The sequence below is a fragment of the Microbacterium sp. Z11_20 genome (assembly GCF_057197605.1).
On record NZ_JBXVOQ010000006.1, the window covers coordinates 36,359 to 58,744 of the forward strand.

At 70.7% G+C, this 22,386-nt stretch carries 26 protein-coding genes and 1 tRNA gene; 10 read left to right on the top strand and 17 right to left on the bottom strand.

The window, feature by feature from the left end; all coding sequences use genetic code 11:
- Positions 1–46 precede the first annotated feature (46 nt).
- Positions 47–1,324 carry an MFS transporter gene (locus AC2DFQ_RS14515; RefSeq protein ID WP_484534383.1) on the top strand — a complete coding sequence of 426 codons (1,278 nt, stop codon included), beginning with the start codon at positions 47–49 and terminating at the stop codon, positions 1,322–1,324.
- Here the strand turns inward: AC2DFQ_RS14515 and AC2DFQ_RS14520 are convergent.
- Complete coding sequence (locus AC2DFQ_RS14520; RefSeq protein ID WP_484534384.1) at positions 1,315–1,914, bottom strand: helix-turn-helix domain-containing protein; 600 nt, start codon at positions 1,912–1,914, stop codon at positions 1,315–1,317. The genes AC2DFQ_RS14515 and AC2DFQ_RS14520 overlap by 10 nt on opposite strands.
- Before the next feature lie 66 nt (positions 1,915–1,980).
- Between AC2DFQ_RS14520 and AC2DFQ_RS14525 the strand changes: the two genes are divergently transcribed.
- On the top strand, positions 1,981–2,913 hold the full coding sequence (locus tag AC2DFQ_RS14525; protein WP_484534385.1) for an NAD(P)/FAD-dependent oxidoreductase: 933 nt from the start codon (positions 1,981–1,983) through the stop codon (positions 2,911–2,913).
- Positions 2,910–3,533 (top strand): SAM-dependent methyltransferase, encoded by a 624-nt coding sequence (locus AC2DFQ_RS14530; protein ID WP_484534386.1) that lies wholly within the window; start codon positions 2,910–2,912, stop codon positions 3,531–3,533. The genes AC2DFQ_RS14525 and AC2DFQ_RS14530 overlap by 4 nt, the downstream gene beginning before the upstream one ends.
- Before the next feature lie 13 nt (positions 3,534–3,546).
- On the opposite strand, the gene AC2DFQ_RS14535 is transcribed toward AC2DFQ_RS14530, so the two are convergent.
- Positions 3,547–4,434 carry a helix-turn-helix transcriptional regulator gene (locus tag AC2DFQ_RS14535; protein WP_484534387.1) on the bottom strand — a complete coding sequence of 296 codons (888 nt, stop codon included), beginning with the start codon at positions 4,432–4,434 and terminating at the stop codon, positions 3,547–3,549.
- Positions 4,435–4,596: 162 nt separating this feature from the next.
- On the opposite strand from AC2DFQ_RS14535, the gene AC2DFQ_RS14540 reads away from it, so the two are divergent.
- A complete protein-coding gene (locus AC2DFQ_RS14540; RefSeq protein WP_484534388.1) occupies positions 4,597–6,105 on the top strand; it encodes a GMC family oxidoreductase in 1,509 nt (502 codons plus the stop codon).
- A 16-nt stretch (positions 6,106–6,121) separates the two neighbouring features.
- On the opposite strand, the gene AC2DFQ_RS14545 is transcribed toward AC2DFQ_RS14540, so the two are convergent.
- Genes AC2DFQ_RS14545 through AC2DFQ_RS14575 form a run of 7 tightly spaced genes read right to left on the bottom strand, consistent with a single transcriptional unit; the run spans position 6,122 to position 10,570 of the window.
- On the bottom strand, positions 6,122–6,538 hold the full coding sequence (locus tag AC2DFQ_RS14545; RefSeq protein ID WP_484534389.1) for a pilus assembly protein TadG-related protein: 417 nt from the start codon (positions 6,536–6,538) through the stop codon (positions 6,122–6,124).
- Positions 6,538–7,011, bottom strand: coding sequence for a TadE/TadG family type IV pilus assembly protein (locus tag AC2DFQ_RS14550; RefSeq protein WP_484534390.1), 474 nt, complete (start codon positions 7,009–7,011; stop codon positions 6,538–6,540). Before AC2DFQ_RS14550 ends, AC2DFQ_RS14545 begins: the two co-directional genes overlap by 1 nt.
- Positions 6,986–7,408: a TadE/TadG family type IV pilus assembly protein gene (locus AC2DFQ_RS14555; protein WP_484534391.1), complete on the bottom strand. Its 423-nt coding sequence runs from the start codon at positions 7,406–7,408 to the stop codon at positions 6,986–6,988. The genes AC2DFQ_RS14550 and AC2DFQ_RS14555 overlap by 26 nt, the downstream gene beginning before the upstream one ends.
- A 4-nt stretch (positions 7,409–7,412) precedes the next feature.
- Positions 7,413–7,607: a hypothetical protein gene (locus AC2DFQ_RS14560; protein WP_484508927.1), complete on the bottom strand. Its 195-nt coding sequence runs from the start codon at positions 7,605–7,607 to the stop codon at positions 7,413–7,415.
- Positions 7,608–7,629: 22 nt separating this feature from the next.
- The gene (locus tag AC2DFQ_RS14565) at positions 7,630–8,559 is read right to left on the bottom strand and encodes a type II secretion system F family protein (protein WP_484534392.1); all 930 of its coding nucleotides are present in this window, start codon (positions 8,557–8,559) and stop codon (positions 7,630–7,632) included.
- Positions 8,556–9,413 (bottom strand): type II secretion system F family protein, encoded by an 858-nt coding sequence (locus tag AC2DFQ_RS14570; RefSeq protein WP_484534393.1) that lies wholly within the window; start codon positions 9,411–9,413, stop codon positions 8,556–8,558. The genes AC2DFQ_RS14565 and AC2DFQ_RS14570 overlap by 4 nt, the downstream gene beginning before the upstream one ends.
- A complete protein-coding gene (locus AC2DFQ_RS14575) occupies positions 9,410–10,570 on the bottom strand; it encodes a TadA family conjugal transfer-associated ATPase (RefSeq protein ID WP_484508924.1) in 1,161 nt (386 codons plus the stop codon). Before AC2DFQ_RS14575 ends, AC2DFQ_RS14570 begins: the two co-directional genes overlap by 4 nt.
- A 165-nt stretch (positions 10,571–10,735) precedes the next feature.
- Between AC2DFQ_RS14575 and AC2DFQ_RS14580 the strand changes: the two genes are divergently transcribed.
- Both AC2DFQ_RS14580 and AC2DFQ_RS14585 read left to right on the top strand, forming a co-directional pair.
- Positions 10,736–11,419, top strand: a complete 684-nt coding sequence (locus AC2DFQ_RS14580; protein WP_484508923.1) for a helix-turn-helix domain-containing protein — start codon at positions 10,736–10,738, stop codon at positions 11,417–11,419.
- A gap of 79 nt (positions 11,420–11,498) precedes the next feature.
- On the top strand, positions 11,499–12,251 hold the full coding sequence (locus tag AC2DFQ_RS14585) for an SDR family NAD(P)-dependent oxidoreductase (protein ID WP_484508922.1): 753 nt from the start codon (positions 11,499–11,501) through the stop codon (positions 12,249–12,251).
- A 96-nt stretch (positions 12,252–12,347) separates the two neighbouring features.
- Here the strand turns inward: AC2DFQ_RS14585 and AC2DFQ_RS14590 are convergent, their stop codons facing one another.
- The 3 genes from AC2DFQ_RS14590 to AC2DFQ_RS14600 form a co-directional block, all read right to left on the bottom strand.
- Positions 12,348–12,809: a winged helix-turn-helix transcriptional regulator gene (locus tag AC2DFQ_RS14590; RefSeq protein ID WP_484508921.1), complete on the bottom strand. Its 462-nt coding sequence runs from the start codon at positions 12,807–12,809 to the stop codon at positions 12,348–12,350.
- A gap of 22 nt (positions 12,810–12,831) precedes the next feature.
- Positions 12,832–13,533, bottom strand: coding sequence for an SDR family oxidoreductase (locus AC2DFQ_RS14595; protein ID WP_484508920.1), 702 nt, complete (start codon positions 13,531–13,533; stop codon positions 12,832–12,834).
- A 100-nt stretch (positions 13,534–13,633) separates the two neighbouring features.
- Entirely contained in the window at positions 13,634–14,437 is an 804-nt protein-coding gene (locus AC2DFQ_RS14600; RefSeq protein WP_484508919.1) for an SDR family NAD(P)-dependent oxidoreductase, read from the bottom strand.
- A 72-nt stretch (positions 14,438–14,509) separates the two neighbouring features.
- On the opposite strand from AC2DFQ_RS14600, the gene AC2DFQ_RS14605 reads away from it, so the two are divergent.
- Complete coding sequence (locus AC2DFQ_RS14605; protein WP_484508918.1) at positions 14,510–15,106, top strand: TetR/AcrR family transcriptional regulator; 597 nt, start codon at positions 14,510–14,512, stop codon at positions 15,104–15,106.
- Here the strand turns inward: AC2DFQ_RS14605 and AC2DFQ_RS14610 are convergent.
- Both AC2DFQ_RS14610 and AC2DFQ_RS14615 read right to left on the bottom strand, forming a co-directional pair.
- Positions 15,103–15,405, bottom strand: coding sequence for a hypothetical protein (locus tag AC2DFQ_RS14610; protein WP_484534394.1), 303 nt, complete (start codon positions 15,403–15,405; stop codon positions 15,103–15,105). The two genes, AC2DFQ_RS14605 and AC2DFQ_RS14610, sit on opposite strands and share 4 nt — an antisense overlap.
- Positions 15,402–16,241: an LLM class flavin-dependent oxidoreductase gene (locus tag AC2DFQ_RS14615; protein ID WP_484508916.1), complete on the bottom strand. Its 840-nt coding sequence runs from the start codon at positions 16,239–16,241 to the stop codon at positions 15,402–15,404. The genes AC2DFQ_RS14610 and AC2DFQ_RS14615 overlap by 4 nt, the downstream gene beginning before the upstream one ends.
- 123 nt (positions 16,242–16,364) lie before the next feature.
- On the opposite strand from AC2DFQ_RS14615, the gene AC2DFQ_RS14620 reads away from it, so the two are divergent.
- Together AC2DFQ_RS14620 and AC2DFQ_RS14625 are read left to right on the top strand one after the other, a co-directional pair.
- A tRNA-Leu gene (locus AC2DFQ_RS14620) sits at positions 16,365–16,446 on the top strand.
- A gap of 53 nt (positions 16,447–16,499) precedes the next feature.
- Positions 16,500–17,270 carry a DedA family protein gene (locus AC2DFQ_RS14625; RefSeq protein ID WP_484534395.1) on the top strand — a complete coding sequence of 257 codons (771 nt, stop codon included), beginning with the start codon at positions 16,500–16,502 and terminating at the stop codon, positions 17,268–17,270.
- Between the two features lie 4 nt (positions 17,271–17,274).
- On the opposite strand, the gene ku is transcribed toward AC2DFQ_RS14625, so the two are convergent.
- Positions 17,275–18,243, bottom strand: a complete 969-nt coding sequence (gene ku, locus AC2DFQ_RS14630; protein ID WP_484534396.1) for a non-homologous end joining protein Ku — start codon at positions 18,241–18,243, stop codon at positions 17,275–17,277.
- Positions 18,244–18,310: 67 nt separating this feature from the next.
- Here ku and AC2DFQ_RS14635 point away from each other — a divergent pair, with 67 nt between their 5' ends.
- Positions 18,311–20,788, top strand: coding sequence for an ATP-dependent DNA ligase (locus AC2DFQ_RS14635; RefSeq protein ID WP_484534397.1), 2,478 nt, complete (start codon positions 18,311–18,313; stop codon positions 20,786–20,788).
- A gap of 3 nt (positions 20,789–20,791) precedes the next feature.
- Here AC2DFQ_RS14635 and AC2DFQ_RS14640 read toward each other — a convergent pair whose 3' ends face one another.
- Together AC2DFQ_RS14640 and rdgB are read right to left on the bottom strand one after the other, a co-directional pair.
- Positions 20,792–21,706, bottom strand: coding sequence for a cation diffusion facilitator family transporter (locus AC2DFQ_RS14640; RefSeq protein ID WP_484508912.1), 915 nt, complete (start codon positions 21,704–21,706; stop codon positions 20,792–20,794).
- A gap of 79 nt (positions 21,707–21,785) precedes the next feature.
- Complete coding sequence (gene rdgB, locus AC2DFQ_RS14645; RefSeq protein WP_484534398.1) at positions 21,786–22,385, bottom strand: RdgB/HAM1 family non-canonical purine NTP pyrophosphatase; 600 nt, start codon at positions 22,383–22,385, stop codon at positions 21,786–21,788.
- Position 22,386: the final 1 nt, after the last annotated feature.

A 22,386-nucleotide genomic window follows, 5' to 3' on the forward strand; every position in this document is an offset into this window, starting at 1 on the left:
GCGGCCGGTCGCACCGCCGCGCGCCCGGCTGGCTAGGGTGGGAGCGATGAGCGACTCGCCGCGACACGTCCTCCGGCGGTTCGCGCCCATGATCTACGGGCCCACCGTGCTCTTCGCGGCCGGCGAGGGCGCCGTCCTCCCCCTCATCCCCGTCATCGCGAGCAACCTCGGCGCCGGCGTCGCGCTCGCCGCCCTCGTCGCCTCGGCGCTCGTCGTCGGACAGCTCTGCGGCAACATCCCGGCCGGGTGGGCCGTCGCCCGCTTCGGCGAGCGTGCGACGATGGCGACTGCCGGATTCCTCGCCCTCGGGGGCATCGTGGCCATGGCGCTCGCCCCGAACCTGCCGCTGTTCGCGGCGGCGGTCTTCCTCATCGGGTTCTGTGCGGCGGCCTTCGGGCTCGCGCGACACTCGTTCATGACCACGCGCGTCCCGCTCGCCTTCCGAGCACGCGCGCTGTCGCTGCTGGGCGGCACGTTCCGGCTGGGGATGTTCCTCGGCCCGTTCGTCTCTGCAGCCCTCCTGGCGATCTTCGGCGACGAGCACGCGGCGATCTGGTTCTTCGCCGTCGTCCTCGCCGCGGCCATCCTGCTCGTGCTGCTCGGTCGCGACCCCGAAGAGACCCTCGCGGCCGAGGAGAGCGCCGCACGTCGGACTGCCGCCGGCGGGCACGACGCCGAAGACAGCGGCGAAGCGGTGACCGGATCGATCCCGGTGGTGGAGCGCGTCGGCGTGTTCCGCACGCTGTGGCGCTTCCGGGGCGTCCTCAGCCGGCTGGGCCTGGCCGCCGCATCCCTTGCGGCCGTGCGTTCGGCTCGACAGGTGGTCCTACCGTTGTGGGGCGTGTCGATCGGCCTCGACGCCCAGACCATCGCGCTCGTCGTCGGGGTCTCCGGCGCGATCGACTTCGCGCTCTTCTACGCCAGCGGCCAGGTGATGGACCGCTTCGGCCGGCTGTGGGCGGCGCTGCCCGCCATGTTGCTGATGGGCGCCGGCTTCCTGGCACTCTCGGTCACGCACGACACCGCCGAGCCCGGGCTGTGGTTCGCGCTCTTCAGCGCCGTCCTGGGCGTGGGCAACGGCCTGTCCAGCGGCATCCTCCTCACCCTCGGCGCGGATGTCGCCCCGCCGGCCGATCCCGCACCCTTCCTCGGCTCGTGGCGCACACTCACCGACGCCGGCGGCGCGGCCGCACCCCTCGTGGTCTCCGCCATCACCGCGGTGGCCTCGCTTCCGGTCGCGATGGCCGTGGTCGGCGTCGTCGGCTTCCTGGGCGCCGCAGGGTTCGTCCGCTGGGTGCCGCGCTTCGTCCCGCGTCAGAACTGATCCGGGGCGAGCGCGCTCGGTGAATCCCCGCTGTCCCCCGCCGCCACGTAGGTGTGCATCCGGGCGCCGGCCTCGTTGAAGATGCTGATCACCACTGCCGGACGCGAACCGGCGGCTGAGAGGGCGTGCGGGGTGCGCGTGTCGAACTCGGCTGCCTCCCCACGAGCGAGGGTGAGGTCCTGCTCCCCCAGGCGCAGCCGGAGGCGACCGCTCACGACATAGAGCCACTCGTAACCGTCGTGCACCCGCAGGTCGGGGAGCTCGGCCACGGGCGGGTAGGTGACCCGGTAGGTGTGGATCGGTGAGCCCTCGGGCGCCAGCGGGGCGATGGTCATCCCCTCCCGCCGGATCACGGGGCGGCGCACCCGGGGGTCGGGTGTCTCCGGACGGACGAGATCGTCGATGCGGATGCCGAGCTGCCGGGTGAGCGGGAGCAGCAGCTCGAGGCTCGCCTGCCGCTTCCCCGACTCCAACCGCGACAGCGTGCTGGCCGACATCCCCGCCCGCGCGGCGAGCTCCTCGAGCGTCAGATCCCGTTGGCGACGCGCGTCGCGCAGCCGCACACCCACCTGTCGCAGCTCCTCCGACATGGCGCTCCTTTGCTGATTTCGCAAATCTGTTTGCGTTTCTGCCATTGTGCCGCGAGATTGGGGCGCATGGAAGACGAACAGTGGGATGTCATCGTGATCGGCGGCGGCGTGGCGGGTCTCAGCGCCGCCCTGATGCTCGGACGGGCGCGCCGCCGCGTGCTGGTCATCGACGCGGGGAGCCCCCGCAACCGCTTCGCCGCGCACCTGCACGGGGTGCTCGGTAACGAGGGGACCGATCCCGCGGCGCTTCTCGAACGCGGACGCCGTGAGGCTTCGACCTACGGCGTGCAGTTCCACGCCGCATCCGTGGCCCGGGTGGATGAAACGGCAGAGGGGATGCAGGTGGCCGTTGCCGGGAGCGGTATCCGCGCCGCCCGCGCGGTCATCGTGGCCACGGGGGTCTCCGACGACCTGCCCACCATTCCGGGGCTAGCGGAGCGGTGGGGGCGCACGGTGCTGCACTGCCCCTACTGCCACGGGTGGGAGGTGCGCGACCGGCACCTCGGCGTGCTGGCCACGTCTGCGCTGAGCCTGCATCAGGCGCAGCTGGTCCGTCAGTGGAGCGACCGCGTCACGGTCTTCACCGCCGCCCTCGGCGACCTCGACCCCGCGACCGAGCGGCGCCTCCACGCGCGCGGCATCGTCCTCGTGGCAGCGCCCGTCACCGCGATCATCGGCGACGGGGAGGAGATCTCCGCGGTCCGCACGCAGGACGGCGACGAGGTTGCGGTGGACGCGATCTTCACCGGCGGCACGCTCCGCCCGCACGACGACTTCCTGTCGCACCTCGGGCTCGCCCGTGAGGAGAACCCGATGGGCGACTTCTTGCGCGTCGATGCGATGGGCAAGACCAGCAGCGACCGCATCTGGGCCGCGGGCAACGTGGTCAGCCCGGGGGCGAACGTTCCCCTGTCCATCGGCGCCGGCACCTCGGTCGGCGCGGTCGTGAACGCCGCGCTCGTCTCCGCCGACTTCGACACCGCCGTGGCGGCATCATGACGACGCCGGAGGCCATGCCGGCGGAGTTCTGGGAGAACCGGTACGCGAACACCGAGCGGGTGTGGTCGGGCGCGCCCAACGTGACGCTCGCCCAGATCGTCTCCACCCTCCCGCCCGGTCGCGCCCTCGACCTCGGCAGCGGAGAAGGAGCCGACGTCCTCTGGCTCGCGGAGCACGGGTGGGAGGCCACCGGGCTCGACATCTCCCCCACCGCCGTGGCCCGCGCCCGGGCCGCCGCATCCGCCGCCGGACTCTCCCTCCGGGCGAGATTTGCCACCGTGGACCTCGCCGCGTGGATGAGCGACGAGGGCTACGACCTGGTGACCGCAAGCTTCTTCCAATCGACGGTCGCCCTCGCGCGCGCCGATATCCTGCGTCGCGCGGCCGGTCGCGTTGCGCCAGACGGCCACCTCCTCATCGTGTCGCACGCGGGGTTCCCACCGGGGGCGCACGTGCCGGAGGGTGCCAAGCGTCTCTTCCTCAGCCCGGCAGAAGAGATCGCGGCCCTAGCCCTCCCTCCGGAGGAGTGGACGACCGTGATCGCCGAGACGCGCGGGCGGCCGGCGACCGGGGGGCATCCGCCTCACGAGGACGCGGTCGTGATGCTTCGGAGAAGGTGATCGGCCGTCGGCGTCACGCCGGGCGCCCCACGCGCTCCCCCGCCGGGGCCTGCCCCCAGCTGGCGAGCATCAGGAGGCCGTCTTCCGACGGCGATCCCTCCGGCGCCATGTAGACGACGACTTTCTGGTCCTTCTCCCCGGGCACGTCGAGGGCCTGGTACTCGATCGTGAGCTTCCCGGAGATCGGATGGGTCATCCGGATCGTCCCGAAACTGCAGCGATGCACGCTGTACTCCGCCCGCACGCGGCGAAAGTCCTCGCTCTTCACCGTCAACTCGCCGATGAGTTCGTTCAGAGCGGCGTTGTCGGGGTGAGAACCGGCGTCGGCACGGAGAACGGCCGCGGCCTCGGAGGCCGCGGTCTCCCAGTCGTCGTAGAGGCCTCTCGCCTCGGGCGACAGGAAGATCCACCGGGCAAGATTCCGCTCACGCGAGGGCACCTTGGTGAAATCGAAATAGAGCGAGCGGGCCAGGGGGTTCATCGCGAGGATGCTCATCCCCAGTCCCATGACGAGCGCAGGGGACGTGTGGAAGGCGGCCAGCGTGCGGTGCACGTTCGGCTTCACGCGGGCGGTGTCCTCGCGCGCCGACCTGCGGGGGTCGTAGTTCTTCTGCGCGACGAGAGCGAACAGGTACTCGCGCTCTATCGGATTCAAGCGCAGGGCGGATGCGACCGAGGCGAGCACGGCGTCGGACACATGGCGGGTGCGTCCCTGCTCGATCCGCGAGTAGTAGTCGACGCTCACGCCGGCCAGGTGCGCGACCTCTTCACGGCGCAAACCCGGGACGCGACGGGACGAACCGGAGCCGCGCTGCACCGAGTCATCGAGCCCCACATCGGCGGGGACGAGCTTCGCCCGGCTCGCGTGGAGGAACTCTCTCAGTTCGTCTTCGATCGCCATATGCCCATCATCCACCGCGAAAGCGGGCAGGGGGCGGTGTGGGTGGCACTGCCAGACCTAGGCAGAACGGTGCGTGCTGCGGCCTCTCCCGGAGCCCGCCGCCCGGTTGAACTGGACATCGCGGTTCACAGAAGCGACCCGACGTTACGGAAGGACTATCCCATGACTCTCGACACCTATGACGTGCTCATCGTCGGCGGCGGATCGGCAGGCGCTGTTCTGGCCAACCGGCTCAGCAGCGACCCCTCCCGATCCGTGCTGTTGATCGAGGCAGGCACCGCTTACCCCGCAGACGGCAACCCCGAGGTCATCCTCACGGCGAGCATGGTCGGCGGCGATGCCGAGCACGACTGGGGCTACACCGGCCGTCACAATTCCCGCGTGCCGAACCAGGCGATTCCGCGGGGAAAGGTGCTCGGCGGGAGTTCTGCGGTCAACGCCGCCGTCGCACTCCGGGCCCGGACATCCGACTTCGCGAAGTGGGAGGCCCGCGGGCTTGCGGGGTGGTCGTTCGCCGACGTGCGGGAGACCTACAAGTCTCTGGAGAACACCCCGGACGGGGATGATGCGTTCCGCGGGCGCACGGGGCCTCTCCCCATCCGGCAGCGCCGCTACGAAGAGAGCACCGTCTCGATGCGCGCGTTCATCGACGCGGGCGTGGCCGAAGGCTTCGCTCGCGTCAACGATCCCAACGGCGCCGACCAGGACGGAGCCTCGATGAACCCCCTCAACATCGTCGACGGGGTGCGCCAGAGCACCGCTCTGACGTATCTGACCGCCGACGTGCGTTCCCGCCCCAATCTGACGATCCTCGGCAAGACGCACGTCGATCGTGTCGTTTTCGAGGGGACGACCGCTTCCGGCGTGATCACCGCCGACGGGCAGGCCTATTTTGCCGGCGAGGTCATCCTCTCGGCCGGCACGTACGGGAGCGCCGCGATCCTGATGCGCTCGGGCGTGGGCCCGGCCGAAGACCTGACCCGACTCGGTATCGACGTCGTGGCCGATCTGCCCGTCGGGCGGCGGCTGCAGGACCACCCGTTCTACTACAACGTCTACGCCTTGAAGCCCGGCGCCCTCGAGATGAGTCCCCAGTTCGGCGCCATGCTGTGGGTGAAGTCCAGTGACGCCGAGGATGGTGACCTCGACCTTCAGATCTCGGTGAGCCACCTCTTCGATCCGGCGAACAGCCCCACCGGCGGCGCCATCGTGCTGGCGGTCGCCCTCGTCCAGCCGGAGTCGTTCGGAACCGTGACCCTGCCGAGCACCGACCCGCTGGCAGCGCCCGTCATCGACCTCAATCTGCTCTCCACGCCGCGTGACCGCAGCCGTATGCTCGAGGCCGTCAAGCTCAGTCGTCGGGTCGCGCGTAACGAGATCTTCGCGGCTGTCGCCGAAGAGATGGTGCCCGGCGCGCAGGTGCAGTCCGATGAGGATCTCGCCCGAGCGATCGATGAGCAGATCGCCTCCTACGCCCACCCGACGTCGACGGTGCCGATGGGCGGACCGGATGACCGGTGGGCCGTGGTGGACGGCGGCGGTGCCGTGCGGGGGCTCGCCGGCATCCGCGTGATCGACGCCTCCATCATGCCGGTCGTGCCATCGGTGGCGACGAACGTGACGACGATCATGCTCGCCGAGCACATCTACAAGAACACCCTGGCGCGATAGGGCGGGGGTCCCCGCCTCACCGCAGCGCGTTACGGCTGGTGGCCGTCGCCGACAGAGCCACGCCGTCGGGGACGAACATCGTGATCACGGGCGGATGCCACGTGCCGGCGACGGTGACGCGGGCAGAAAGCCCGTCCGGCGTCGTCGCGGCCACCAGGGTCGCTTCCTCCCCGACGGCCGCCACCATGTCCGTCGCCTGCGCGAACACCCCGGCGTCCGTCAGGTCGGTGCGCGGCTGCCCCGACTCCACGGTCAGGGTGAAGCCGTCGGCGGCGGCGAGGGCGGCCGCATCGGCGAGCGAGTCCAGGCGTTTCTGCGCGAGGTACAGGCTCGTCGCGTTGGCGCACACCAGGACGAGCACGAGGGCGAGCACCGCATAGCCGATCGTGAGGAGGAGGATGCTCCCCTCCTCCTCACCGCGGCGGATCACCATCAGCCCTCGCCCCAGAATCGCGACACCTTCTGGGCCGCCGATGCCTCGATCGGGATGCGGGCGATCCGGTCCAGTCCCAGCACGGGAGGAACGAGCGGCAGCGACACCTCCGTCCGTACGGTCACCACGACGGTGGCCCCCGCCTCCGGGCACGCGGATGGCGCGTCGCGGCACGACACGTCGACATCGGCGCGGTCCGGATCGATGCCGTACTCGGTGACGACGGTCGCGAGGATCGCCGATGCCCGAGCGTCCGCCGCATCCGCCCCCTCCGCCGTCGCCACCGCACGGGCGATGTGCCGGGCGCCCGACTCGGCTCCGAGGCTCTGGCCCTGGATCATGCCGAGGGCAACGATCAGGTAGACGATGGGAACCAGGAGCAGCAGCCCCACGAAGATGAACTCCAGCGCGGCGGACCCGGTGTCATCCGCGATGCGCGTCCGCAGCTCACTCCAGAGTCTCGAGCGGCGCATGCCCAGTCACCTCCAGAGCCCGCTCGACGCCCATCAGTCCCAGGAGGGGCAGCGTCGTGCGCACCGTGACGCGGACGGCGGGGCTCCCCCCGCCATCCGTCTCACTCACGGCGATGTCGCGTGCATATGCCTCGCCCACCGCGCGGGCGACGATCCCCCGCGTACGCTCGGCACCCTCGGCGAGGCTCGTGTCGGCGAGGGCGGCATGGAAGGCCCCCTCCACGGCGGCGTCGTGCACGACGTTCCGCACGTAGACCCCGAGGGCGAGCTGGATCACGGCGAGTGTCAGGAGCGTCAGAAGCGCCCCGACGAGCACGAACTCGACCGGGCTGGAGCCGGCATCGTCGGCGAGCGCCCGTCGCACGCGGCGCTGCAGCGCCGCGCCGTGCCCGTGCATGGGGTCACAGCCCGGAGACGCGGGCGATGGCCTGCTCGAACAACTGCGCGAGCGCCGGCCCGGCCAGCGCCCAGATCACCACGACCAGGCCCGCCGTCATGAGCGTGATGAGCACCCAGCCGGGCACGTCACCGCGCTCATCGGCGAGCGCGTCCCCCCATGCGGTGCGCAGGCGGTGCATCAGATCGATCCGTCGCATGCGGTGTCCTCCTTTCCGGCGGTCAGCCGATTCCGAGTCGAAGCAGGAAGATCCCCGGGAACACCGCGTACAGGACGCTCAGAGGGAGGATGAGGAAGACCAGCGGGATGAGCATCAGGATCTCTTTGCGCCCAGCCTGCTCGATGAGCGTCCGCTTGGCGTCCTCGCGCGCGTCGCTGGCCTGCGCCTGCAGCACCTGGGCGAGCGGCGCCCCGCGATCCAGCGCCGCCACCACCTGGTCGAGGGCCCGCGAGAGCGCGGGGACCTGCACGCGGCGTCCGAGCAGAGTCAGCGCCTCGGTCAACGGTTCGCCGGTCCCCACCGTGAGGACGCTCTTGCGGATCTCACCCGTCAACTCCCCCGAGCCGACCTCGCCCACCCGCCGCAGCGAGTCGAGGATGCCTTCGCCCGCCGACAGGCACAGCGCGAGGAAGTCGAGCACCGTCGGCAGTTCCTCCTGGATCCGCTGCGTGCGTCCGCGGGCCGCCCACGTCAGCCGGGCGTCGCACAGCACGATCGCGGCGGCGGCCGCCACCGGTGCCACGATGACGGCCGCGGGCGTCAGCCGCCCGATCAGCGCCACCACGACGACCAGGAGGCTCCCGGCCCCGAGTCCCACCAGGCCCCAGATCAGTTGGCGCGCGCGGAAGGCCGCGGAATCCATCGCCCACCCCGCCTGGCCCAACCGATGAGAGAGCGCCTCGGCGCCCCCGAAGAGCGCTGCCGCACGGTGCAGCGCGCCGCGGACCGCTTCCCGCAGGGTCGGCACCGGCGACAGGGCGGGTCCGAGGCCGAGCGGGTCGGTGACGTCGCGGATGTACGGGGCGATGCGTCGCGCGAGGGTCGGGGCGCTGACACGGGGCGCGAGGGAGACGAGGAGGCAGACGCCGACGCCGAGTGTCGTTCCCAGCACCACGGCGATCGCGGACTCCGTGAGAGATCCCGGGGTCATCCGAACCACCTCCGCGGCTCGGGAAGTCGACCGATCCGCAGCATGAGCCGGAACGCGATGATCGAGACGAGCCCACCGGCGAGGATGAGTCCGACGCCCTCCGGGCTCGCGTACGCATCGGCGCCTTCGGGCCGCAACGCCAGCAGCACGAGGATGATCCACGGCGCGACCACGCCGAGCACAGCGGCTCCGCGGATCCACGACTGCCGGGCCTCGACTTCGCCGCGCAGCAGGGCGTCGGCGCGCACCGACGCCGCGAGAGAGCGCAGCACCGTCGGGAGTTCCGTGCCACCGACCTGGCGCGCCATCCGCAAGGTCTCGATGATCCGATCTGCGACCGGGTCGGCCAGCGCGGTCTTGAGCCGTCCGATACTGGAGTCGAAGTGCCCGGAGGCGTGGATGTCCACGGCGAAAGCGGAGAAGGCCGGGCGCAGAGAAGGCGGGGCCGCGCCGGCGAGGCTGGCGACCGCGTCGGGAAGCGACATCCCGGCCCGCACGGAGGCGATGAGGAGGTCGCACACGTCCGGCCAGAGGTTGCGCCGCGACCGCAGGAGGCGCAGGCGCCTGGCCCGCAACCAGACGATCGGCGCCGACGCCCCCGCACCGGCGACCACGAGCGCGAACGCCGGCACCGACGTCACGAGCCATGCCAGCGCGGCCGCGACGATCCCGCACGCCGCCGAGACCACGATGACGACGCGGGGACGCACTCCCGCGAACCCGGCCGATTCCAGCAGCCGCGACAGCGCACCCGGGGACGCGGCCTGGGCGGGACGCGTCGACGCCGGCCACAACCACGGGGAGGCCACGAGGAGGGCACCGGCGGCGAGAAGGGCGCCGAGGAGGATCGTCACCGCCTGCTCCCGGGGACGACGCGGCGCACCTCTGGGGCATCGCCGAGGATCCGGCCGGTGGGCTGGACGATCTCCGCCACGCGGCGCCGTCCGGAGGCGTCGCGTTCGCAGTGCACGACGAGGTCGACCGAGCGCGCGACGGCGGCGGTGACGAAGGTCGCGTCGATGTTGCGACCGGCCAGCAGCGGGAGGGCCGCGAGTTTGACGAGGGCCTCCGGGGCCGAATTCGCGTGGATGGTCGCGGCGCAGGGCACACCCGTGTTGAGGGCCAGAACGAGATCGAGGGCCTCTGCGTCGCGTACTTCGCCGATCACGAGCCGGTCGGGGCGCATGCGCAGCGCCTCCTTCACCAGGCGCCGCAGGGTGACTTCGCCGGTGCCTTCCAGGCTCGGCTGGCGTCCTTGCATCGCGACGAGATCGGGCGCGTCGACGGCCAGTTCGAATGTCTCCTCCACCGTCACGATCCGTTGCGCCGAGCCAGCCGCGGCGACGAGAGCGCCCAGGAGCGTCGTCTTGCCGGCGTGCGTGGCTCCGGAGACCAGGATGCTCCGCCCCTCGCGCATCGCGCGGGCGAGCAGGTCGGCGGCATCCGCGCCCACCGAGCCCGTGCGCACGAGATGCGCGAGGTCGCGGTACGCCGGGAGGAACTTCCGGATGTTCACGGCCCAGTGGCGCCGCGTGATGTCGGGGATCGCGACATGAAGACGCGACCCGTCCGGGAGCGACGCATCCACGAAGGGCTGGCTGAGGTCGACGCGGCGACCCGTCGTGTGGAGCATCCGCTCGACCAGGTCGCGCACGACGGCGTCGGTGAGCGCGAGCGGCACACGCTCGGCCTGCCCGCCTCGCGCGACGAACACGCGGTCCGGAGCGTTCAGCCAGATCTCCTCGATGGTCGGGTCGTCGAGATACGGCTGGAGGGGCCCGAAGCCCGACAGCTGCGCGAGCACGTCGCGGACGCATCCGGCTTCGTCGTCGATGGGGTCGAGGCCGCGGGCGAGGGCGTAGTCGTTGTGGCGGCGCACCTCGCCGACGACGATGCGGGCCGCCGCGTCGGGGTCGCGGGTGGGGTCCGCCTCCTCGGCGCGGAGCCGCTCACGCACCCGCTCGGTCACCGCGGCGACCGCGGAACCCGGGGAGACGTAGGCGAGGCTCACGCGGGAATCCTCGCAAAACCCAGATGGGCACGCAGAAGTTCTCCACACCCCCGCGGCGTTACCGGGCGGGTCTGGTGGTCCCGGCAGAAAAGGGAGGTGTGCCCCGGCGCCATAACGCGGCCCGTGAACGGGCCCCCCTCTCCCTGCGGTCGCTAGCGTGGAACGGTGAGTGATGCGGAACACGTCGAGGCGAAGACCCCGTCAGGCGCCCCTCGTTCGGTGATAGCGGGAGCATTCGCGATCGTGCGCACGCTGCTCGACCGCAACGAGACAGTGTCCTCGACGGCACTGGCCCGCGCGACCGGCATTCCACGGTCCAGCGTGATCCGGCTGCTGTACCAATTGGAGGGCGAGGGAGTCGTTCGCCGCGAGGACGGACACTGGTCGGCCCGCGTCCGCCTCATGGATCAGCACGGCAGCCGCGCCGCATACCCCCGTGCCGAGACAATGGGCCTGCTGCAGTGGCTGGGCGCCCAGAGCGGCGCGACCGTCTCCCTCGTGAGCGAAAGTCGCGGGACGTTCACGGCAGATGTCATGCTCGCCGGCCGCGACCTGCTGCCTATCCGGGCCAGGCACGGCTCGTGGATGCCACCGGACAGCGCAGCCGCGATAGCGATATCCGGCGCGCGGCGAAGCGGCGCACGCCGCTCAGTCGTCGCTGTGGACCGGGAGCGCTGCATCGCGGGCCTGACCTGCATCGCCGTGCCCCTCGATGGGGGCGGCAGCGTGCCGCCCCTGGCGCTCCAACTGGCGACCGCCCCGGAGAATGCCGCTGACCGGCATGCGCCTCTCCTTCTCCGTGCCCGCGAGGCTCTTCTCGAGATGGCCGGCGGCGCGTCCGCTGAGTGAACGATTCCGCCAATCCGCCCCCGGAATTGGCACGATGACATGGCCCGATTCGCGGCGCACACCCCCCGGAAGGCGCACCATGTCGAAGAGTGTTCTGATCACCGGCGCCGGGCGAGGGCTCGGACGAGCGGCCGCCCTGGCATCGCTCGCCGCCGGGTTCTCCGTGATCGGCACCACCAACTCCCATCCCGAGGATGCTGCTGAGGTCACGACGGCTGCGGGAGCGGGACGCGCCGGCGACCTCGAGTTCACGCATTTGGATGCGAAAGATGTCGGTTCGTACGGGCTCTTCGTGGACAGCATCCGCCGTATCCTGCAGCGTCGCGGCGCGACGGAGTTGTTCGCGGTCGTGAACAACGCCGGCATCGGCACCTACGCCCCCTACGGCGACACGAGTGAGGATCAGTTCGACGAACTCTTCTCCATCAACGTGAAGGCGCCGTTCTTTCTCACGCAGAGGCTGCTGCCACTCCTCGGCCGCGGGTCGCGGGTCGTGAACCTCACGTCTGCGATCACCCGCGGTGTCGTCCGCGGGATGTCGGCCTACGCCATGACCAAGGGTGCCATCGAGGTCATGACCAGGTACCAGGCCGCCGAGCTGGCCGAACGCGGGATCGCGGTCAACACGCTGATGGGAGGCGCGGTAAACACCGACTTCGGCGGTGGAATCATGCACAGCCCGGCCGTCCAGGCGATGGCGGCGGACGCCATCACCTGGGGACACATCGCCGAGCCGGCGTACATCGCCGACGCCGTCCCGCTCATCCTGTCGACCAACTTCTCCTGGGCGACCGGGAGCGTGGTGGATCTCTCCGGAGGGCAGTCGATCTGACGAACGGATGCCGCGCCGATGGCGACGACCCGTCGTGCTGCCACCGTTTCACCACCGCCCTCCACGGCCGCGGCGGCGGCCCACCCGGCTCCCAGGTCAGGAGCGGGGTTCCTTCACGCGCCGGGCGATCACGTCGACCGGAGATGAGCCCTGCGGCGACACGAAGGCGGCGGCTACCGGATCGCCTTCGCTGGTCGTGAAAGTGATCGACCCTTCCAGGCTGGATGGCGCGTGCCGTTCTCCCCACTGCTGGAGCGCGAAGATCGGGAGCGCCAGCTCTCTCCCGGCTTCGGTGAGCACGTATTCGTGCCGGGTGCGCTCTCCGGCGTCCTGGTAGGTCTGGCGCGTCATGATGGACGCGTCGACCAGGAGTAGGAGGCGGGCGGTGAGGATGTCGGGGGCGACGCCGAGCCGGGCTTTGAACTCGGCGAATCGGGTCACCCCCGCCAGGGCTTCACGGATGATGAAGAACACCCATCGCTCCCCGACGATGTCCACGGCCTTGGCGAGCGAGCACTTGGTGTCGCCGCGGTATTCGGTCGTGTTGTCCCCGGGCATTGACGGCCTCCTGTCGGTGTGGTCAGTGGGCGAATTGGGGGTACAGCTGAGGGATGCTCTCACCGAGCCGGCCCTTCCATACTGCCGTGCTGTCGTCCCCGAACAGGTCGAGGGCACCGGCCTCGAACTCGTCGAAGGCGCGACGAGCGACATCCTTCGGATCGTTCTTGGGGCCGTCGTACCAGGCCATCATGTCGGTGTCGGTGCTGGCGAGCGACAAGGAGGCCACCCGGGTCCCCTGCCCGGCCAGCTCGAAGCGGAGGCTGTTGGTCGCCGCCAACAGTGCCGCCTTGGATGCCCCGTAGCCACCGGAGGCGTCCATCGCCAGGTAGGCCATGATCGAGACGACGTTGATGATCGCGCCGCCGCTGTTTGCGGCCAGGACGGGCGCGAACTGGCGGACCATGTCCATCGTTCCGAAGTAGTTCGTCTCCATCTCGGCGCGGGCGTCGGCCGGATCGCTGCCAAGGAGCGGAGAAAGGGTCGTGAGGCCTGCGTTGTTCACCAGGAGCGTCGTGTCGGCGGCGAGTTCTGCGGCGGCAGCCACCGATCGCGGGTCTGTGATGTCGAGCTGTACGGGGATGATCCCCTCGATGTCGATCGTGGAGACATCGCGCGCCCCGCCGTAGACCTTGGCGCCGCGTGCGAGCAGCTCCACCGCGAGGGCCTTGCCGAGTCCGCGGGCGGCTCCGCTGACGAACGCCACCTGTCCGCTGATAAGCATTGTTTTCTTCCCCTTCTGAGTTGGAATGTCCTACCTAGGAAACTACTCCGCTGCGTAGGAAACCACAACTCAGGACTTCTGGGGGCGCAGATTTCTCGTCCTACGGCGCCATCAACCGCCCCATCATCGCGGTCATGCGGCGTCGTCCGAGGAGCGGTGCGACGGCTGCGACCACCCGGTTCCGGCCGCCGACGATCGCCGTGGGTCCGGCGATGCCCGGATCGAGCGCGTCGAGCGCGGTGTCGACAACGGCGCTCGCGGGCACGCGGCGAGCGCCGCCCCCCGCCGCATCGCCGGCGACGTCGAAGAACTCCGTCTGCGTCGCACCAGGGGACAGCGCCATCACCCGCAGACCGGTGTCGCGGGCTTCGTACCAGAGCGCTTCGGTGAAGCTGAGGACGAAGGCCTTGGATGCTCCGTAGACCGCCATCGTAGGACTGGCGGCATAGGCGGCCATGCTGGCGACGTTGATCAGGAAGCCATCCCCCCGCTCGCGCAGGGCAGGGAGGAACGCGTGGCTGATCTCTACGACGCTGGACACATCGAGCGCGATCTCCGCCCTCAGCCGCGCCAGCTCCTCCTCGTGGAACAGTCCGTGATTGGCGAAGCCCGCGTTGTTCACGACGCTCGTCACGTCGATCCGCCGTTTCGCGAACTCCGTCCGCAGCGTCTCGCCGATCCCGGGCTGCGCCAGATCGATCGGCACCGTCGACACCGCAACGGAGTGCGCGCTCCGGAGTTCGGCGGCCAGCGCGTCGAGCCGGTCGGCGCGACGGGCTACGAGCACCAGGTCGCTCCCCCGCGCGGCCAACCGCCGCGCGAACTCGGCGCCGATGCCGGCGCTGGCTCCCGTGATGAGTACGGTCTGGTCGGCGTAGTGGATGGATCTCTGTCGTCGGGTCATGAGTGCATGGTATGCCTCTTTGGCACTCGGTGCCAGGGAGGCATTTGAGATTGCGCAGGCTACGATGGGCCCGTGACACCAGTGGACGAGGCACCAGGACTGTGGGCGCGATCACGCCGACGCGCGTACGACGAGATCACCGCCGTCGCCATGGAGCTCTTCCTCACCGGCGGCTTCGAGCAGACGACGATCGATCAGATCGCTGCCGTCGCCGGTATCTCCCGCCGGTCGTTCTTCCGCTACTTCGGAACGAAGGAAGACATCGTCCTCGGCCACGTCGCCGCGGAGGGAAGCGCTCTGCGTCAGCAGCTTGAGCAACGACCGGAGGGCGAGGACATCTGGGCGGCGCTCCGCGGGGCTCTGGTCGCCTCGGAGACACGGGCACCCGACGAGAACCGAATGCTGGCGATCGCCCGGATGCTGTACCGGACGCCGTCCCTCCGCGCACGCAGCATCGAGAAGCACCTCCGCTGGTACGACGACCTCGTTCCGGAAGTCGAGCGACGCCTCGGCGGCGACGAGACGGGGATGGCGCTGCGGGCACGGGCGATCGTGGGCTGCGTCATCACGTGCCTGGACCTGGCCGGCGAGGCCTGGATGGAGGATGAGGCGACCGAGCCGCTCCTGGTCTACTTCGACCGCGCGCTCGCGGCTATCCGTCGCCCCTAGCGCCGCTCCCCCAGAACGCGCCGGATGTCCTCGGCGACGACGCGCAGGTCCGCGCCGACCTGGTGTCCCCCAGGCAGCGAGCGCGCAACGGCGCCCGGGATGGCTGCGGCGTAGAGGTCACGGTGGGCCTGGGCGATCGCCGAGTGCCACAGCCGATTGTCGGCGCCATCGTCGTCGGGCATCGTGGGGAAGTCGACCGAGTACTGCTCTCCCAGGTGTTCGGCGAGGCTGGCCGCCAGCGGAGCATCCTCCTCGTGAGCACCGGCTCCCGCACCATGGACGAAGACGACGCCGATCACGTCAGGGGGTCCTCGTCATCGGACGGCATTGACGCCAGCGCAGCGCGGGCCACGCGGGCCACGTCGAACAGGGCACGCGGGTCGGGGTCACTCTCCTCGGGCGAGAACACGATCGTCGTGAGCCCGGCCGAGACGAACGCGATGGCCTGCGCGGCGGGATCGGCAGCGGGCTCGACGTATCCGACCACCTGCAGGCGCTCGCCCTCCAGGGGCGAGCCGACGCGCCCCTCCCGCACGACAGCGACCGCCGCGGCGACGGCCTCCGCGGTCGGCACATCGCCGAGCACGACGCCGTCGGCGATCTCGCCCGCCAAGCGCAACGCCTTCGGCCCGTTCGCGCCGAGAAGGATGGGCGGCACAGCGGACGGCAACGGCGGGTGGCTGAGCTGCACCCGATCGAGCTGCACGTACCGGCCCGCGGCACTCACCTCGTCACCGCGCAGCAGGGCACGCACGGCCGCGGCATACTCCCGCATCAGGGTCAGCGGGCTCTCGACCGCGGCGCCGGCCTGCACCATCCACTCGCGAACGCCGTGCCCGAACGCCGGCACGAACCGACCGGGGTGGATCCGCGCCAGCGCCGCGATCTCCATCGCCGCGAGCGCGGGGTTGCGCAGCGGTGTCGGCATGAGCCCCAGACCGACCCGCACGCGAGAGGTGACCGACAGGGCCGCCGTCGAGGTGACCAGTCCCCCACCCCAGAAGCTGTCCTCCCACAACCACAGATCCTCGACCCCCTCGGACTCCACCGCCCTCACGGCGGCCAGGAGATCCTCGGGAGGCAGCTGCGGCCGGATGACAACACCCACCCGCGCACGCTGCTCCGCTTGCTGCACGGGCAGAGCCTATCCGAGACCCCCGACGCCCACAGCGGGGGCCGCCGCGGCCGCTGCCGGACGCGGGTTCGGGGGATTTCCCCACCGTCGGGGCAGGGGGGCTCACCTAGACTGAACCCACTCGCGGGAGTGGTGAAATCGGCAGACACGCAGGATTTAGGTTCCTGTGCCTCCGGGCGTGTGGGTTCAAGTCCCACCTTCCGCACGGCGGCGCCTGCGCGCCGGCCTCCTCGCCGACCGAACGACGGGATCGCCCTGATGCTCCACACCGCTCTCATCCCGTGGCTCGACCCGGAAACGATCATCACGGCCGCGGGTCCCTGGGCACTGCTGGTGGTGTGCCTCATCATCTTCGCCGAAACGGGGCTCCTCGTCGGGTTCCTCCTGCCCGGCGACACGCTGCTGATCATCTCCGGGCTGCTCTCCCACTCCACGACGGTCGCTCCTCACGGCGTGTTCGGGCTCAACGTGTGGGTGGTGAGCCTCCTCATCGGCCTGGCGGCCTTCCTCGGCGGCGAGGTGGGCTATCTCATCGGCCACAAGGCGGGCCCGGCGATCTTCGAGCGCAAGGAGTCCGGGATCTTCAGCGTCAAGAACGTTCAGCGCACGAATGCCTTCTTCGAGCGTTTCGGCGGTCTCACCGTGATCCTCGCCCGCTTCGTCCCGATCGTCCGGACGTTCGCCCCGATCGCCGCCGGCGTCGGCCACATGAACAAGTGGAAGTACACCCTCTACAACCTCATCGGCGCGGTGATCTGGGGGATCGGACTGACGATGCTGGGCTACGGCGTCGGCCTCATCCCGCCCGTCCGCGACTTCGTGACGAACTACATCGACGTCATCCTGCTGGCGGCGGTGGCCGGCACGATCGGATTCGTCGCCTTCCACTACTTCCGGGAACGGGCGCACGCCCGGCGGGCGCCGCACGGCGGCGACCCGGAGACCGACGCGAGCGAAGCGCAGTCGCTCGTGCTCGACCCCGATGCGACGGGTGACGCTCCGCGCCGTCCCGAGGCACCGCAGAGCTGAGCCGTCAGGAGGCCTTGGCGGTCTTCTTCTTCGCCGCGGTGGTCTTCGGCGCGGTGGTCTTCGACGACGACGCCGTCTTGCTCTTCTTCGGTGACGTGGCCGTGGATGGCGACGTCGACGCGGACTTCGACGAGCCGGATGCTGCGGCCGACGTCTTCGGAGCATCCTCGGTCGTGCCGCCTCGCGCGGCGCGGCTGCGCTCGACGCTCGCGCGGAGGGCCTCCATGAGGTCGATCACCTCGCCGCCGGAATCCTCGTCCTCGGTCTCGCCGAAGGTGGCGGCGGTGTCCAGGGCGTCTCCCTGCTCGAGCTTGGCGTCGATGAGGGTGCGGAGCTCTGCCTGATACTCGTCGGTGAACTCCTCGGCATCGAAATCCTTGGCGAAGCTCTCGACGAGAGCCGCCGACATCTCCAGCTCCTTCGCCGAAATCCGCACCGACTCGTCCAGCGCCGGGAACGCCGCCTCCCGCACCTCATCGGCCCACAGGAGGGTCTGCAGAACGAGCACGTCGCCGCGGACGCGCAGCGCCGCCAGCCGGGTCTTCTGCCGCAGCGAGAACCGGACGATGGCCGTGCGGTCGGTCTCCTCGAGCGTCCGCCGCAGCAGCACGTAGGCCTTCGGAGAGGCGGAGTCGGGCTCGAGGTAGTACGCGCGATCGAGCGTGAGCAGGTCGACCTGATCGCTCGGGACGAACTCGACCACGTCGATCTCGCGGCTGCGCTCGGAGGGGAGGGACTCGAGGTCTTCCTTGGTGAGCACCACCGTGCGGTCGCCGTCGTCGTAGGCACGGTCGATGTCGGAGTACGGCACGACCTCGCCGTCCACCTCGCAGATGCGCTGATAGCGGATGCGGCCGCCGTCCTTGTTGTGCACCTGATGCAGCGGTACGTCGTGGTCCTCGGTCGCGGAGTACACCTTGACCGGCACGTTCACGAGACCGAAGGTCAGCGCGCCCTTCCAGATCGCCCTCATCACACCAGTAGACACCTGTCACAGCAATCGCGGAAACCCCTTGCGATCGGCCGCTACGGTGGTGCACATGGCCGCGGGAGATCAGACGGTGCGCATCGACGGCCGGCGCCTGCGGATCACGAACCTCGACAAGGTGCTGTACCCAGAGACGGGGACGACCAAGGGCGAGGTCATCGCGTACTACACGCGCATCGCGCCCGCGCTCCTGCCCCACGCCGCCGGGCGGCCGGTGACGCGAAAGCGCTGGCCGGACGGCGTGGGCACGGCGGAGGACCCGGGCATGTCGTTCTTCGCCAAGGACCTGGAGGCTGGGGCCCCCTCCTGGGTTCCGCGTCGCCCCATCCCGCACTCCTCCGGCCCGAAGGATTACCCCCTCGTCGGCGACGTGCCGACCCTCGTCTATCTCGCGCAGGTGGCGAGCCTCGAGCTCCATGTGCCCCAGTGGCGGTTCGCACCCGACGGCGGCCGGGGCAACCCCGACCGCATCGTGCTGGACCTCGACCCAGGACCCGGCGTCGGACTCGCCGAGTGCGCCGAGGTGGCCCGGCACGCCCGCGCGATCCTCACCGACATGGGCATGGACCCGTATCCGGTCACCAGCGGCAGCAAGGGCATCCACCTGTACGCGGCGCTCCCGGGTGAGCAGTCCAGCGACGCCATCACGGCGTTCGCGAAGGAGCTGGCCCGCGCGATCGAGGCCGACTCCCCCGACCTCGTGGTCAGTCAGATGGCCAAGTCCGCCCGGCCGGGCAAGGTCTTCATCGACTGGAGCCAGAACAACGGCTCCAAGACCACGATCGCGCCGTACTCGCTGCGCGGCCGCGCACATCCGACGGTCGCCGCCCCCCGCACGTGGGAGGAGCTGGATGACCCGGGCCTCCGGCACCTGCTGTTCGACGAGGTGGTGGAGCGCGTCGACGCCGGCGGCGACCCGATGGCTCCGCTCGGCTTCGCCGCGGGGGCACGGGGCGCGGACGACGGCCCCCTGAGCGTGTACATCGCCAAACGCACTGCCGGGGCCACACCCGAACCGGTGCCGGAGAACCCCGTCGGAGCCACCGCATCGGAGGGGCTGCACCGCTTCGTCATCCAGGAGCACCACGCGACGCGGCTGCACTGGGACCTGCGTCTGGAGCACGACGGGGTGCTCGCCAGCTGGGCGGTGCCCAAGGGCGTGCCGTCGACCACGTCGCGCAACAACCTCGCCGTGCAGACCGAAGACCACCCGATGGAGTACGCGACCTTCTCCGGCACCATCCCGGCCGGACAGTACGGCGCCGGCACCATGACCATCTGGGACGAGGGCCGGTACGAACTGGAGAAATGGCGCGAGGATGAGGTGATCTTCACGCTCGAGGGCCGCGCCGGGGGCCCGGTGGGGAGGGTCCGCCTGGCGCTCATCCGCACCGACGGCAGCGGGGAGAAGTCGACGTGGCTGCTGCACCGCATGAAGATGGATGCGGCAGGTCATCCCCAGCCCGACGGGGAACCCGTCGTCGCCAGGGACCCGTCGGCGATCGCGCCGGCGGACGGGGAACCCGTCGTCGCCACCGACCCGTCGGTGATCCCGCCGCCCTCCGAGCTGAAGCCGATGCTGGCGACCTCCGCGGCCCCGGGCATCGCCCGCCAGGCGGCCAGTCGCTGGGGCCACCCGTGGGTCGAGGGGAAGTGGGACGGGATCAGGGCCATCGGCGTGTGGGACGGCACGCGCCTGCACCTGCGCGCCCGAAGCGGCAACGACGTCACGGCGAAGTACCCCGAACTGACCGCCGTCGACCTGGGCCTCGGCCCCGAGCCCGCGGTGCTCGACGGCGAGATCGTCGCGCTGGACTCCCGGGGCCGGCCGAGCTTCCCGCTCCTTCAGACGCGCATGAACCTCGCCAAGTCGCGGGAGATCGCCCGCGAGGCCACGCGCACTCCGGTGAAGCTCTTCCTCTTCGACATCCTCTCCCGCGGCGGCCGCGACCTCGCCCCGCTCCCCCTGTCCGATCGTCGGGAGCACCTCGAGGAGTACGCCGCCGCCGCATCCGAGCCGGTCGTCATTCCGCCCGTCTTCGACGACGTGGATGCAGCGCTGGCGGCCAGCCGCACTCTGAGCCTCGAGGGCATCGTCGTGAAGGACCCCGGTTCTCCCTACCGCCGCGGGGCTCGCTCCGAGCAGTGGCTCAAGGTCAAGCTGACGCGCACCCAGGAGGTCGTGATCGGGGGGATTCGCCCGGGAAAGGGCGGGCGCCACGGCACGATCGGCTCACTCCTCCTGGGCATCCCGGACGGCGAGGGCCTGCAGTACGCCGGCCGAGTGGGATCGGGGTTCAGCGAAGCGACCATCGCCCTGCTCGAGGCGGAGTTGCGTCCCCGGCGCACCGACGAGAACCCGTTCGTCGAGGTGCCGCGACCCGACGCGCGCGACGCCCTGTGGGTGCGCCCGGACCTCGTCGGCGAAGTCGAATTCGCCGAGTTCACTCCGGGCGGGATCCTCCGCCATGCCCGCTGGCGGGGTCTTCGCCCCGACAAGTCGCCGGACGAGGTCGTGCGCGAGTCCTGAGGATCACGCGTGTCGGGCGTCGTCGTGCTCGATGTGACCGGCCGGCTCGAGCTGGAACGTGGAGTGCTCGACATCGAAGTGCTGCGACAGGCACCCCTGGAGGGACGCGAGGATGCGGCCGGACCGACCGTCGGTGAGCGCCGCGTCCTCGACGATCACGTGCGCGCTGAACACCGGCGCCCCGCGGGTGAGCTGCCACACGTGCACGTCGTGCACGCCCACGACCCCGGGCGTGCTGAGCATGTGGTCGCGGATCTCCTGCACCTGCATCCCCTTCGGTGCCGCCTCCCCCAGCACCGACCCGACCTCGCGCAGGAGGCCGAGGGCGCGTGGCACGATCATCGCCGCGATGAGGAGTGAGGCCACCGCATCCGCCGGCGCCCACCCGGTCGCGAGGATCACGATCGCCGCGACGATGACGGCGGCCGATCCCAGGAGGTCGCCCAGCACCTCGAGGTAGGCGCCGCGGACATTGATGCTGCGACGCTGCGCGCCGCCGAGGAGCCACATCGCGGTGGCGTTCGCGATGAGGCCGACGACGGCGACGGCCAGCATGAGACCGCCGGAGATCTCCGTCTCGGCCGGGTTCATGAGGCGCAGCACGGCCTCGACGGCCACCCACACCGACAGGACCACGAGGATGATGCCGTTGGCCAGCGCACCGAACACCTCGGCGCGCTGATAGCCGAACGTGCGCCGGTCGTTCGCGGGCCGGGCAGCGACCGCGCTCGCCACGAGCGCGATGACGAGGGCGGCGGCGTCGGTGAACATGTGCGCGGCGTCGGCGAGGAGGGCGAGTGACCCCGACAGGGCCGCGCCGACGATCTGCACGACCATCACGACGGTCGTGATCGCCAGCGAGATCGCCAGCAGGCGGCGATTGCTGCCCCCGCGGATCCCCCGTGCGTGATCGTGCATACAGCCAGGCTACGACCGAGTCGCCGCCGTCAGCGGCGGAACCGCCCTCTCGGGAACGAGAACGGTTCTCTCTCGCGGCTCAGACGCGCTCGAGCAGCGGGACGAGCGCGGCGAAGGCACGCGCGCGATGCGAGACCGCGTTCTTCTCCGCCGCCGACCACTCCCCGACCGTCCGCTCGGCGCCGGGCTCCTGCCCGTCGGGGACGAAGATCGGGTCGTACCCGAACCCTCCCGCCCCGGATGCGGCGGGAGCGAGCCGCCCGGGCCACCGGCCCTCGACGGTGTCTTCGCTTCCGCCGGGAACGACGAGCGCGATGGTCGAGACGAACTGCGCGGTGCGGTGCGGATCGGCCACATCGGCGAGCTGGTCCAGCAGCAGCGCCACGTTGGTCGCGGCATCCTTGGCGTGGCCGGCCCAGTACGCCGAGAAGACCCCCGGCGACCCGCCGAGCACGTCGACGCACAATCCAGAGTCGTCTGCGAGCGCGGGGAGCCCCGTGTGCGCGGCGGCGGCACGGGCTTTGATGAGGGCGTTGTCCACGAAGGTCACGCCGTCCTCCACGGGTTCGGGGCCGTCGTAGGCGATCACCTCGAGGTCGGGCCGCACGGCGGCCACGATCGCCGCGAACTCCGCCACCTTGTGCGGGTTGTGGGTCGCCAGGACGATCTGCCGCGCCATG